15 protein-coding genes are annotated in these 12,642 nt (G+C 57.5%); 7 read left to right on the forward strand and 8 right to left on the reverse strand.

The features are described from left to right. Positions 1-130 precede the first annotated feature (130 nt). Positions 131-1,312, reverse strand: a complete 1,182-nt coding sequence (gene punC, locus ABLV64_RS07865) for a purine nucleoside transporter PunC (RefSeq protein WP_004202891.1) — start codon at positions 1,310-1,312, stop codon at positions 131-133. Between the two features lie 112 nt (positions 1,313-1,424). On the opposite strand from punC, the gene punR reads away from it, so the two are divergent. Continuing rightward, entirely contained in the window at positions 1,425-2,336 is a 912-nt protein-coding gene (gene punR / locus ABLV64_RS07870; RefSeq protein WP_004202889.1) for a DNA-binding transcriptional activator PunR, read from the forward strand. An 18-nt stretch (positions 2,337-2,354) separates the two neighbouring features. On the opposite strand, the gene purR is transcribed toward punR, so the two are convergent. Continuing rightward, entirely contained in the window at positions 2,355-3,380 is a 1,026-nt protein-coding gene (gene purR, locus ABLV64_RS07875; protein WP_004202888.1) for an HTH-type transcriptional repressor PurR, read from the reverse strand. A gap of 292 nt (positions 3,381-3,672) precedes the next feature. Between purR and ABLV64_RS07880 the strand changes: the two genes are divergently transcribed. Further along, positions 3,673-3,765 (forward strand): YnhF family membrane protein, encoded by a 93-nt coding sequence (locus tag ABLV64_RS07880; protein WP_002907776.1) that lies wholly within the window; start codon positions 3,673-3,675, stop codon positions 3,763-3,765. A gap of 167 nt (positions 3,766-3,932) precedes the next feature. Further along, positions 3,933-5,102, forward strand: a complete 1,170-nt coding sequence (locus tag ABLV64_RS07885) for an MFS transporter (protein ID WP_186997712.1) — start codon at positions 3,933-3,935, stop codon at positions 5,100-5,102. Between the two features lie 59 nt (positions 5,103-5,161). On the opposite strand, the gene sodB is transcribed toward ABLV64_RS07885, so the two are convergent. Next, positions 5,162-5,743, reverse strand: a complete 582-nt coding sequence (gene sodB, locus ABLV64_RS07890) for a superoxide dismutase [Fe] (RefSeq protein WP_004202885.1) — start codon at positions 5,741-5,743, stop codon at positions 5,162-5,164. A 481-nt stretch (positions 5,744-6,224) separates the two neighbouring features. On the opposite strand from sodB, the gene ABLV64_RS07895 reads away from it, so the two are divergent. Beyond that, positions 6,225-6,710 (forward strand): AraC family transcriptional regulator, encoded by a 486-nt coding sequence (locus ABLV64_RS07895; protein WP_094311985.1) that lies wholly within the window; start codon positions 6,225-6,227, stop codon positions 6,708-6,710. Here ABLV64_RS07895 and ABLV64_RS07900 read toward each other — a convergent pair. Continuing rightward, positions 6,665-7,537 carry a C40 family peptidase gene (locus tag ABLV64_RS07900; RefSeq protein WP_004189707.1) on the reverse strand — a complete coding sequence of 291 codons (873 nt, stop codon included), beginning with the start codon at positions 7,535-7,537 and terminating at the stop codon, positions 6,665-6,667. The two genes, ABLV64_RS07895 and ABLV64_RS07900, sit on opposite strands and share 46 nt — an antisense overlap. A gap of 340 nt (positions 7,538-7,877) precedes the next feature. Between ABLV64_RS07900 and ABLV64_RS07905 the strand changes: the two genes are divergently transcribed. Continuing rightward, a complete protein-coding gene (locus ABLV64_RS07905; RefSeq protein WP_002907768.1) occupies positions 7,878-8,225 on the forward strand; it encodes a Grx4 family monothiol glutaredoxin in 348 nt (115 codons plus the stop codon). A gap of 47 nt (positions 8,226-8,272) precedes the next feature. On the opposite strand, the gene rnt is transcribed toward ABLV64_RS07905, so the two are convergent. The 4 genes from rnt to ABLV64_RS07925 form a co-directional block, all read right to left on the reverse strand. Continuing rightward, positions 8,273-8,920, reverse strand: coding sequence for a ribonuclease T (gene rnt / locus ABLV64_RS07910; RefSeq protein ID WP_023318437.1), 648 nt, complete (start codon positions 8,918-8,920; stop codon positions 8,273-8,275). Between the two features lie 137 nt (positions 8,921-9,057). Then, the gene (gene gloA, locus ABLV64_RS07915) at positions 9,058-9,465 is read right to left on the reverse strand and encodes a lactoylglutathione lyase (protein WP_004202879.1); all 408 of its coding nucleotides are present in this window, start codon (positions 9,463-9,465) and stop codon (positions 9,058-9,060) included. Between the two features lie 78 nt (positions 9,466-9,543). Further along, positions 9,544-10,641 carry an alkene reductase gene (locus ABLV64_RS07920; protein ID WP_004202878.1) on the reverse strand — a complete coding sequence of 366 codons (1,098 nt, stop codon included), beginning with the start codon at positions 10,639-10,641 and terminating at the stop codon, positions 9,544-9,546. 53 nt (positions 10,642-10,694) lie between these two features. Next, positions 10,695-11,294 (reverse strand): TetR/AcrR family transcriptional regulator, encoded by a 600-nt coding sequence (locus ABLV64_RS07925; RefSeq protein ID WP_004202876.1) that lies wholly within the window; start codon positions 11,292-11,294, stop codon positions 10,695-10,697. 139 nt (positions 11,295-11,433) lie between these two features. Between ABLV64_RS07925 and ABLV64_RS07930 the strand changes: the two genes are divergently transcribed. Together ABLV64_RS07930 and ABLV64_RS07935 are read left to right on the forward strand one after the other, a co-directional pair. Next, a complete protein-coding gene (locus tag ABLV64_RS07930) occupies positions 11,434-11,676 on the forward strand; it encodes a DUF1289 domain-containing protein (RefSeq protein ID WP_017901094.1) in 243 nt (80 codons plus the stop codon). Positions 11,677-11,724: 48 nt separating this feature from the next. Next, positions 11,725-12,621, forward strand: a complete 897-nt coding sequence (locus ABLV64_RS07935) for an aldo/keto reductase family oxidoreductase (RefSeq protein ID WP_017901093.1) — start codon at positions 11,725-11,727, stop codon at positions 12,619-12,621. Positions 12,622-12,642 lie beyond the last annotated feature (21 nt).

Consider the following 12,642-nt stretch of genomic DNA (forward strand, 5'->3'; position numbering starts at 1 on the left):
CCTGCATCCGTTAATCTGTTAAATATTTTTTATTTATGTGAACCCGGATCCAGTATAGGACGCTAAGTACTGGCTTTCAATAAAAATATCTTAGCGTGCTAATCACTGGTCCGGGCTCTGGCGACGGGCGTCAGGCGTGGGAAGAGTGGGCCGCCAGCTCTGGCGTCTGCTGCAGTCGATAACCCACTCCGGCTAACAAAATAGAGACCAGCATCACGCTGGTGGTGGTCAGCAGCGGCGTGGCGATCAGCGCGGAGACTAACAGGCTGGTCAGGAAGCACAGGCCAAGCTGGAGCGTGTTCTGCAGCGCCGCCGCGCGGCCGGTTGCCTGCGGGAAAGGCTTCAGCGCCTGAGCGACCACGATAGGGTAGATCCCGCCGTTGACTACCGCCATCAGGCAGAACGGGATCATTAACGCCACCAGCGAGGCATGCGTTTGCAGACCCACCAGCCAGGTGGCGGCGACGCTGACGGCGAAGATCACCAGCAGCCAAGGTAGCATCTGCTGTCCGGACCATTTTTGCAGCAGCGCGCGACAGCCATAACCGCCCACCAGAAAAGCGATGGTCTGCGGGATATAGCTCAACCCGATAGCGGTTGGGCCGTAGCCCATCTCATGAAGGATAAACGGCGAACCGGTAAGCCAGGCGAAGAAGCTGGCGGAACAGGCGGCGTAGATCAGGACGTTGCCGCTGTATTCCCGGGAGCGCAGCAGCGCGAGAAAAGTGATTTTCTTTTCAGTCACAGTGGCCGACTTAGCGGCGGCTTTCAGGCGCAGGGCAGGCAGCATCAGCAGCAGGGTGATGGCAAACAAGGTGGCGAAGATGGCCTGCCACTCGAAATGCACCAGCAGCCAGCTGCCCAGCAGCGGGGCCAGCGCAGGGGACAGCCCTACCAGCGGCATAATGGTGGCGAAGATGCGGTTGGTGCGCTGGGCGGGATAGTAATCGGTCACCATCGCCTGCCAGGTGACCGCCGCGGCGCAGACGCCAATCGCCTGCAGAAAGCGCAGCGCCAGCATCAGAGTGGCGTTCTGCACCCACAGCATCCCCAGGCAGCCGACCGCGAAAATCGCCAGGCCGCTCAGCAGCACCGGTTTGCGCCCGTAGCGGTCCGACAGCGGCCCCCAGAACAGCTGGCCCAGCGCGAAGCCGGCAAGGAACAGGCTCAGGCTGGCGCTAATGGATGCGGCGGAGGTGTCGAGATCCTGCTGCATGGCGGCAAATGCCGGCAGGTACATATCGGTGGCCAGAAAGCCCAGCACGCTCAGGCCGGCCAGCCAGACTAAAAATCCTTTCCCAGGTTGTGACATAACGTTCTCTTTTTTGGAGTACAGGTACGATGCCGCAGAGTGTAGGGAGTGCATGGTGGCTTGTGAAACGCTAATATTTGTCACATGCATTCAAAAATTTTGCAGGCAGAAAATGTGGTCTGAATACTCTCTGGAAGTGGTTGATGCCGTCGCCCGTAACGGCAGCTTCAGCGCGGCGGCGCAGGAGCTGCACCGGGTGCCTTCCGCCGTCAGCTATACCGTGCGTCAGCTCGAAGAGTGGCTGGCCGTCCCCTTGTTTGAGCGCCGTCATCGTGACGTGGAGCTGACCCCTGCCGGGGTCTGGTTTTTACAGGAAGGGCGCTCTGTTATCAAAAAAATGCAGATCACCCGCCAGCAGTGCCAGCAAATCGCCAACGGCTGGCGCGGGCAGTTGTCAATCGCGGTGGACGATATCGTGAAACCCGCGCGGATGCGCCAGATGATCGTGGATTTCTATCGCCATTTTCCCGACGTCGAACTGATCGTTTTCCAGGAGGTGTTCAACGGCGTATGGGATGCGCTGGCCGACGGCCGCGTGGAGCTGGCGATTGGCGCAACGCGCTCTATTCCGGTCGGGGGGCGCTACGCGTTCCGCGATATGGGGATGCTGAGCTGGGACTGCGTGGTGGCGAGCGATCATCCGCTGGCGAAGATGGCGGGTCCGCTGAGCGATGATGTTCTGCGCAACTGGCCGTCGCTGGTGCGGGAGGATACCTCGCGTTCATTGCCCAAAAGGACAACGTGGCTGCTGGATAACCAGAAGAGGGTGGTGGTCCCCGACTGGGAATCGTCGGCCACCTGTCTGTCGGCAGGGCTCTGCGTCGGCATGGTGCCAAGCCATTTCGCCCGGCCATGGGTGGATCGCGGCGAGTGGACCGCGCTGGCGCTGGAAAATCCGTTTCCGGATGCGGCCTGCTGTCTGACCTGGCAGCAGAATGATGCTTCACCGGCGTTAAACTGGATGCTGGACTACCTGGGGGACAGCGACACGTTGAATCGGGAGTGGCTGCGGGCGCCGGAGTGATCCGCGCCCGCCAATGCTTTAGCGACGATAGTCGACAAACGGGCCATCCGCCACCGAGCGGCGTTCGACCAGCCGAGGGTGCACTTCGATAGACTGCGACTCTTCGCGCTTGTTGACGATACGATCCAACAACATATTGAACGCGGCTTCGCCCAGCGAATCTTTCGGCTGATGAATGGTGGTTAACGCCGGGCTGAAATAGCGGGCGTTGCGCACATTATCATAACCGATCAGCGAAATGTCCTGCGGCACGCGCAGCCCCATTTCATCCGCGGCGCAGATGGCGCCCATCGCCATAATGTCGCCGCCGCAGAAGACCGCCGTTGGACGGTGCTGCTGGCTGAGGATCTGCTGCATGGCGCGGTAGCCGGACTCCGGCTCGAAGTCGCCCTGTACAATCCAGTTTTCCGGCACGCTGATATGCGCCTCTTTCATCGCCTGCATGAAGCCGGCCAGTCGCCCCGCGCCGGTGTTGCGCTCCAGCGGGCCCGGGATCACGCCGATTTCGCGGTGACCGCGTTCAATCAGGTAACGTCCGGCGATATACCCGCCCTGGAAGGCGTTATCGATCACCGCATCGGTAAAGTCGGCTTTGGCTTCGCCCCAGTCCATCACCACCATCGGAATATGGCGGTACTCTTCCAGCATGCTCAGGACGGAATCCGGATATTCCGAACACATCACCAGCAGACCGTCGACGCGTTTTTGCGCCATCATCGACAGATAGGCACGCTGTTTTTCCGGGTCGTTCCAGGCGTTGCCGAGGATCAGAGTATAGCCCTTCTGGAAACAGCTCTTTTCCACGGACTCAATGATTTCAGCGAAATAGGCGGCTTCGCTACTGGTCGCCAGCAGGCCAATCGATTTTGTATGATTGACTTTCAGGCTGCGGGCCACGGCGCTCGGCGAGTAGTGCAGCTCTTTAATCGCCGCCCATACCGCATTACGCGTCTCTTCGGCAACGAAACGGGTTTTGTTAATTACATGTGATACAGTTGTAGTGGAAACGTTTGCGCGCTTCGCTACATCTTTAATAGTTGCCATTACATCTCACTCCATGCCTTGACCTGATCGCCTGATCATCGATACGTAAACGTTTGCCTACACACACCCTGAATACAATTTTCAACATTGCATCACGTCGGGAAAACGACACAGAACGACAGGAAGGGGTCAATGGCCGATACGCTTTTAAATTAGCGTGGGATTTTGTCCGATCTTGGGGCAAAGTGGAAGAGCAAAAATGTGCATCGCCCTAAATCCCGGAAGATTTTTGCGATTTTTTGTGCAAAAATGAGCAAGCTCACTTTTGGTGTGGGGATAACAAGAGGGAAAAATGATGGATACCAATTTAAAGTTTTCGCTGATCACCACGATTATTGCTCTCGGCGTGATCGTCGCATTCAGCCTGACCGCCATTCTGCACTAATGCTCCAATGAGGGAGGAGCGCGGCTTCCTCCCCATATCCCGCCATTATTATCAATTCTGCAAAAATCTTTTGTCATTTCGTTCACTTTTGTTTTTTTGTGATTGATGTCATGCTTTTGGCTTCTGATGTTATGCCGTCCCTCCCGACGGTCTGATGGAGTCATTGAATGAAAATCAACTTTCCTTTACTCGCGCTGGCGATCGGCGCCTTTGGCATCGGTACCACCGAGTTCTCCCCAATGGGATTGCTGCCGGTGATTGCCAAAGGCGTGGACGTTTCAATACCGGTGGCGGGAATGCTGATCAGTGCATATGCCATCGGCGTCATGGTCGGCGCGCCGCTGATGACTCTGCTGCTGTCGCATCGCGCCCGACGCAATGCGCTGATTTTTCTGATGGGGATCTTCACCGTCGGCAACCTGCTGTCATCCATTGCGCCGGATTACACTACGCTGCTGCTGTCGCGCATTATTACCAGCCTCAACCACGGCGCCTTTTTTGGCCTGGGGTCGGTGGTGGCGGCCAGCGTGGTGCCCAGGCACAAGCAGGCCAGCGCGGTGGCCACCATGTTTATGGGCCTCACCATCGCTAATATCGGCGGCGTGCCTGCCGCGACCTGGCTTGGGGAAACCATCGGCTGGCGGATGTCCTTCCTCGCCACCGCGGGGTTAGGCCTGCTGGCAATGGTGAGCCTGTGGTTCTCCCTGCCGAAGGGCAGCGCGGGCGAGCGGCCGGATGTCAAACAAGAGCTTTCGGTCCTGATACGGCCGCAGGTGCTCTCAGCCTTGCTGACCACCGTGCTGGGCGCCGGGGCGATGTTTACGCTGTATACCTACATTTCGCCGGTCCTAAATACGCTGACCCATGCTTCATCGCTGTTTATTACCGCGATGCTGGTGCTGATTGGGGTTGGTTTTTCGCTGGGCAACTATCTGGGCGGCAAATTCGCCGACCGGTCGGTCTCCGGCACGCTGAAAGGCTTTCTGCTGCTGCTGATGGCGATCATGCTGGCGATCCCGCTGCTGGCGCAATCCCAGGCGGGTGCGGCCATCAGTATGATCGTCTGGGGCGCAGCCACCTTTGCGGTGGTGCCGCCGCTACAGATGCGAGTGATGCGCGTGGCGCATGAGGCGCCGGGGCTCTCATCTTCGGTGAATATCGGGGCGTTCAACCTTGGCAACGCACTGGGCGCCGCCGCCGGCGGGGCGGTGATCTCCGGCGGACTGGGATACGCTTTTGTGCCGGTGATGGGCGCGATCATTGCCGGTCTGGCGCTGCTGCTGGTCTGGTTTAGCGGACGAGCGCAGCCGGAAGAGGCCTTTGCCAGTCAGTCATAAACGGGTGGGAAAGCGCTAAAAAAAACCGCAGCCGGGGGGACCCAGCTGCGGTTTGTCGTTTATGCGGCCAGGTTAGCGGCAACAAACTTCCAGTTAACCAGCGCCCAGAAGTGATCCAGATAGCTTGGACGGGCGTTGCGGTAGTCGATGTAGTAAGCATGTTCCCAGACGTCAACGGTCAGCAGCGGCTTGGCGTCGGTGGTCAGCGGGGTACCGGCGTTGCTGGTGGAGACAATAGCCAGGCTGCCGTCGGCATTTTTGACCAGCCAGGTCCAGCCAGCGCCAAAGTTTTTCGCCGCGGCGTCGGTAAATTTGGCCTTAAACTCAGCGAAGCTGCCGAAGGATTTGGCAATAGCGGCAGCCAGCTCGCCTTCCGGTTCGCCGCCGGCGTTCGGTGCCAGGCAGTTCCAGTAGAAGGTGTGGTTCCAGACCTGCGCCGCGTTATTGAAAACACCGCCTTCAGAGGTGCGCACGATCTCTTCGAGCGACTTCCCTTCGAATGCGGTGCCTTTGATCAGGTTGTTAAGGTTAGTGACATACGCCTGGTGGTGTTTACCGTAGTGGTATTCCAGGGTTTCTGCGGAAATGTGCGGCGCCAGGGCGTCTTTTGCATATGGTAATGCAGGTAATTCAAACGACATTGCTACTCTCCTTATAACTTTTTTGTTTTATCTCACATTGACAAGATGAGGTTTTCACCTGAATCGAGTGCTGACCGCCCGACGCTTTCGCGTCCCGGGCCTGTTATTGTATTGAGAATGTTAACATTTGCCGCAGGCAGTGAAAAGCCTTACAACGATAAAGGCTATTATCACAGGCGCAACTGCCGAAGGCTTAACCGTTTTCTGCGGAGCAGAGCGTTAAGACGCCCGTAGATGTTGCAAAAATGTATAAGTTAAAGGGGGCAGGGTCACCAGTCTCTCGCCGCGATGGTTCATTCCTCAGCTCGTCATTCGAAGATCCCTGCAGCGCAAGCGCCTGAGTGGAAATAAGCATTCTAAATCAATTAATTAATGATGCTATGCTTTCAGGTAATCGCCGCTATGCCAATAATTCATTGTCTATTTTCATATTTGTATGACAAATATAGCCGCCGGCAGCAATTTCCACAGGATGGCTACGATGGCAAAAACAGATGAAGTGGTAAGCCCGAAAATGATCCCGGTAGTGCAGGGGATCGTTGACTGGATTGAAGCACATATTTTTGACACCCTGCCGGTGAGCGCGATAGCGAAAAAGTCCGGCTACTCGCACTGGTATTTCCAGCGGCAATTCGCCATGGTGACCGGCTGTACGCTGGCGAGCTACGTCAGCCGACGGAAGATGACCATCGCGACAATCTACTTAACGCAGACCGAGGCCTCGATGCAGAGTATTTCTCAACGTTTGGGGTACGACGGGCAGGCGGCATTCTGCCGCACCTTTCACCGTCACTTTGGCATGTCGCCCACCCGCTATCGTCGGGAAGGGCCGGTCACAGAGGCGAATATGCAGTTTCCCCTGACGGTAGGGGCGGAGAACGGGCAGATGAAGAGGGCTGCCGCCGTAGCGGCAGACCGGGATCAGCGAATGGTTTTCGGGGTCATGACGCGCCGGGCGCCGACGTAATGGCGAACCCAGTAATCTTCGCTCAGGGAGGTGATTTGTATATCGCGACCTGTGCGCGGTGACTGAATGAATTTCCCGTTGCCGACGTAAACGCCTACGTGGTCGGCAGTGCCGCGTCCGCGGGTGCGGAAGAAGACGAGGTCGCCGCTCTGCAGTTCGTCACGATCGACCGGACGCGCATCGCGCAGGTGATACATTTCGTTGGCGGTACGCGGGATATGAATCTTGACCAGGTCTTTGTAGGCGTAATAGACCAGCCCGCTGCAGTCGAACCCGGTGCGCGGGGAGGTGCCGCCCCAGCGATATGGTTTACCCAGCTGGCCCATCAGTTTGTTCATGGCGGTACTCTGCGCTTTTTGCACCCGGACTTTATGCGCATCGGCGATCGTCAGATTCGCTTCGCTGGCCTCGGGTTTACAGCGCTTTTTATAGCCCTTACGCACCACGCATTTGCTTTTGACGCTGTTCAACGCCAGGGTAGGCTCGGCGCTGGCGGCCACCGTTTTCGCGCACTGCTTTTTATACCCTTTACGCAGCACGCATTTTTTCGTGGCGCCGACGGCCTGACGATGAAGCGCGGTTTGGCTTGCTGCGGTAGTGCGGGTAGGGAGCCGGGTGCTCGAGGACTTTTTACTGGTGGTTTTAGCGGTGGTTTTACTTTTTTGACTGGTTGCTTTTTTCTTGCGCTCTGAGCCGCTTTTCGCGGGCAACGCCTTTGGCGAGGCGGAGGCGTGCGTATGCCCTGAAGCCTGAGCCAGTGGTGTGAATGAGATAGATGTGAACAGTAATGCACAGAGCGATATCGCGATTTTGTTTAGCCGCGCCACTGAGCAATCCCCTGATTAATTACAGACATGTACAAATGCCTGACGATGAATGACAAACCGGAACGATTCTAAAGCATAAAAACCCGGAAAGTTAATATTCTTTTGTATCAAAAATGTCGATTGGTTAACGATTGCAAGAAAACGCGTCAGACATTGACCGCCTCGCACAGAAAATGCGCAACGCGCGCCTGCCCGCGGCGTCAAAATGATATTTTTAAGGCAACTTCGCGCAACAGAAGATAAAATATGAATAGTGAAAAAAATGTTATTATCGGTCCTGCCCTCGGGACGCTACAATGACAAGTTACTGCCGTAGAAAGAAGTTTAAGGAAGCACGACAATGAGCTCGACTTTAGAAAAGATCCAACGCCAAATCGCTGAAAACCCGATCCTGCTGTACATGAAAGGTTCGCCGAAGCTGCCAAGCTGCGGTTTCTCCGCTCAGGCCGTTCAGGCGCTGTCCGCCTGTGGCGAACGTTTCGCTTACGTTGATATCCTGCAGAACCCGGATATCCGCGCTGAGCTGCCAAAATATGCCAACTGGCCGACCTTCCCGCAGCTGTGGGTGGACGGTGAACTGGTGGGCGGCTGTGATATCGTCATCGAAATGTACCAGCGCGGTGAACTGCAGCAGCTGATCAAAGAGACCGCGGCGAAATATCACACTGACGAGCCGAAAGCGGAATAATTCCCGCTGTCAGTAAAAAAGCGACTTCCTGGAAGTCGCTTTTTTTATCACTCCGGCGTCGCTGCCGGCAGCGGCCAGCCGCCCAGACGCTTCCAGCGGTTCACTATCTCGCAAAACAGCTGCGCCGTCTGCTCGGTATCGTAGAGGGCGGAATGGGCCTGCGCGCCGTCGAATGGCATCCCCGCGGCAATACAGGCTTTCGACAGCACCGTCTGGCCCAGCGCCAGCCCGCTCAGCGCGGCGGTGTCGAAGGTGACAAACGGATGGAACGGGTTGCGTTTTAGCCCCGCCCGTTCGGCGGCGGTCATGGTGAAGCTGTGGTCAAATGTGGCGTTGTGCGCCACCATGATAGCCCGACTGCAGTCGCTCTCTTTCATCCCTTTGCGTACCATTTTGAAGATGGCATGCAGGGCATCGTATTCGCTAACGGCGCCGCGCTCTGGATCGTGCGGGTTAATCCCGTTAAAGGCCAGCGCTTCGGGCTGGAGATTGGCGCCCTCGAAAGGTTCAACATGGAAATGCAGCGTTTCATCGGGCATCAGCCAGCCTTGCTCATCCATCTTCAACGTAATGGCGGCGATCTCCAGCAGGGCGTCGGTTTTGGCATTAAATCCTGCGGTTTCAACATCAATCACCACAGGATAAAAACCGCGGAAACGGTCGCACAGACCATTCAGTTGAGCGTTCTCGGACATCAGATTCTCTTAGCTGGTAAAAAGTAGCGCGCATTATGGCAAATTTTGCCACGGCTTGCAGCAGGCAGGGGTGAAAACAACGGGCGCCGCAGCGCCCGGGCGAGCGATGAAAATAAAGACGCTATGGTCGGGAGGGGTTAGTTGCCCAGCCCTTTGCCGGCGTCTTTCTCTTCAATCAGCTCAATTTTGTAACCGTCAGGATCTTCCACGAAGGCGATAACGGTGGTGCCGCCTTTTACCGGCCCGGCTTCACGGGTGACGTTGCCCCCGTTCTGGCGGATCCGCTCGCAGGCTTCGGCGGCGTTGTCGACGCTCAGCGCGATGTGACCGTAGGCGGTGCCCAGCTCATAGCTGTCCACGCCCCAGTTGTAGGTCAGTTCGATCACCGCGGTATCGCTCTCTTCGCCGTAGCCGACAAAGGCGAGGGAGTATTTGTACTCCGGGTTTTCGCTGGTGCGCAGCAGCTTCATGCCCAACACGTTGGTATAGAAGTCGATAGAACGTTGCAGGTCGCCAACGCGCAGCATGGTGTGGAGTAAGCGCATAATGTCCCCTATGCAGTTTATTTGCTAGATCAGAGCGTTGAGTATAGCGGCGATACGTCGCCGCTATCAATGGAGGGATTACAGCGTAGGATAATCGGTGTAGCCTTCCGCACCGCCGCCATAGAAGGATTCCGGGCGCTGCGGGTTAAGCGCCGCTTTTTTCTGCAGGCGGGCCACCAGATCCGGGTTGGCGATGTAATCGCGGCCAAAGGCCACGGCATCAATCAGCCCTTTGTTGATCAGGTCGTTGGCTTTTTCAACGGTGTAGGCGCCAGCGCCAATGATCACGCCAGGGAAGCGGTCGCGAACTTTCTGACGGAAAGCTTCGCTATACGGCTTGCCGCCCGCCCAGTCCGGCTCGGACATGTGCAGATAGGCGATACCGCGTTTCGCCAGCTCGCTAATCAGATACAGCGCGTCTTCTTCTTCATTCGGGCCATTATCCACATTCTGGAAGCTGCCAATCGGCGACACGCGAATGCCAATCCGGTCAGCGCTCCACTCTTTGCTCACGGCGTCGACCACTTCCAGCACCAGACGGGCGCGGTTTTCCACGCTGCCGCCATACTGGTCGGTACGCTGGTTCGCCGACGGCGAGAGGAACTGGTGCAGCAGATAGCCGTGGGCCGAGTGCAGTTCAACCAGATCGAAACCGGCGTCACGGGCATTGCCCACCGCCTGACGGAAATCATCGACGATCCCCGGGATCTCTTCGGTTTCCAGAGCGCGAGGCATCGAGGTGTCGACGCGGATGGCGTGGCCGTTTTCGTCGCGCAGCGAGGTGCGGGTGCCGGCGCTCAGCGCAGACGGCGCTACCGGTGCGGCGCCGCCGGGCTGCAGGCTGCTATGGGAAATTCGTCCGGTGTGCCACAGCTGCACGGCGATATGGCCGTTTTCCGCGTGAACGCCGGCGGTGATTTTCTGCCAGGCGGCAATCTGCTCCGGGCTGTGCAGCCCTGGCGCGCCGGCATAGCCTTTGGCCTGGGCGGAAATCTGCGTCGCTTCAGTGATGATCAGCCCGGCGCTGGCGCGCTGACGGTAGTATTCGCCCATCAGCGGGGTAGGGATATCGCCCGGCTCGATGCTGCGCAGACGCGTCAGTGGAGCCATAAATACGCGATTAGGGACGGTGACAGCACCGACTTTCAACGGGGTGAATAATTTTGATTCCGACATAATGACTCCTGAGTAGACCGGTCGTCTAGGAACTGATGAAATAAAAACGCCTGTTATACAGCAGGCGCCGCAATAATCTGTTTCGCGTGGGCAAGGGCGCTCTCCAGCGGCGTTGCGCTACGCGTTATTTTGGCCTGCAGGTTGGCGCCGAGCCACAGGGAATAGAGTACCTGCGACAGCGTCCTGGCCTCGCCGTCAAAGGTCAGACTGCCTTCCTGACGCCCTTTCTCCAGCGCGTCGCCCAGCAGGGCGATGATCTGGCTGGCGCCGTGGTCCATGGCGGTGCGCATGTCTTCCGACAGATCGCAAACCTCTGCCGACAGCTTGACGGTGAGACACCCGCTAATAATCCCCTGCTGGTAAAACTGATTCAGCGTGTGCTGATAGTAGGCCAGCAGCCGATCGCGATAGTTGCCCTCGCCATGGGCGAAGTGATCGACAAGGCGCTGCAGATATCCGGCGTAATGGTTTTCAAGCAAGGCGACGCCGAAGGCTTCTTTAGAGCGAAAGTAATGATAGAAAGAGCCCTTGGGCACTTCCGCCGTCTTCAGGAGTTCGCTCAAGCCCATGCCGGTAAAGCCGCGATGCATGCATAGCTGCTCGCCGGTGGCCAGGATATGTTCTCGGGTATCGCAATCGCTGTGTCTGTTCATGGCGCACACTGTAGTAGACCGATTGGTCTAATGCAAGACTTAGCGCAAAAATGTTAGCTGGCGCAGCACGGAGTGAACAAAATTTGCGTCGGCGCAGGGAAACGTCTTCAATGAAAGGAGATGAGGGGACAGGAGGCGTGTGGTGGCAGAGCAGTTAGAGTTTTTCCCGGTGCAGAGCCCGTGCCGGGGAATTTGTCAGACCGATGAGCGCGGCTACTGTCGCGGCTGTTTCCGTAGCCGTGAGGAGCGTTTTAACTGGCAAACGATGAGCGATGCGCAGAAACAGGAGGTATTGCGTCTGTGCCGTCAACGCCTGCTGCGCAAAATACGCGCGAACAGACCAGAGGCGGCGGAAGAACCGCAGCAACCCTCACTGTTTTAAGCCAAAAATTACGTATACTCAGAGCACTTTTTTATTGAGGAAGCGGTTATGGTTCAGCGTATTGCTATGGCTCCCCAGGGGCCGGAATTTTCGCGTTTTGTGATGGGCTACTGGCGTCTGATGGACTGGAAAATGTCGCCAGGCGAGCTGGTCGGCTTTATCGAACAGCATCTCGATTTAGGCATTACCACCGTCGATCACGCCGATATCTATGGCGATTACCAGTGTGAATCCGCCTTTGGTGAAGCCCTGAAGCTGGCGCCGCATCTGCGTAGCCGGATGGAGATTGTCAGCAAATGCGGCATTGCCACCCGGGCGCGCGCTGAAAACACCATCGGTCACTACATTACCGACCGGGACCACATCGTGCTCAGCGCTGAGCAATCGCTGCGCAACCTGGCAACGGACCATCTCGATCTGCTGCTGATCCACCGGCCGGATCCGCTGATGGACGCCGACGAGGTGGCTGAAGCCTTCCTCGCGCTGCACCACAGCGGCAAGGTACGTCATTTCGGCGTCTCGAACTTTACCCCTGCCCAGTTCACCCTTCTGCAGTCGCGCCTGCCGTTTACGCTTGCTACCAACCAGGTGGAGATCTCGCCGGTGCATCAGCCGTTGCTGCTTGACGGTACCCTCGACCAGCTGCAGCAGCTGCGTATTCGTCCGATGGCCTGGTCCTGCCTCGGCGGCGGCCGCCTGTTTAATGAAGAGGGCTTTCAGCCGCTGCGCGACGAGCTGGCCCAGGTGGCCCACGAGCTCAACGCCGACAGCATCGAGCAGGTGGTTTACGCCTGGGTGATGCGCCTGCCGTCGCAGCCGCTGCCGATTATCGGCTCGGGTAAAATTGAGCGCGTGCGCTCGGCGATTGTGGCCGAAAAACTGAGTATGACCCGCCAGCAGTGGTTCCGTATCCGCAAAGCCGCGCTCGGTTACGACGTGCCGTAACGGGCATTTCGCCTCCGGAAA

The organism is Klebsiella sp. JB_Kp031 (assembly GCF_040064295.1).
Taxonomy (GTDB): Bacteria; Pseudomonadota; Gammaproteobacteria; order Enterobacterales; family Enterobacteriaceae; genus Klebsiella; species Klebsiella quasipneumoniae.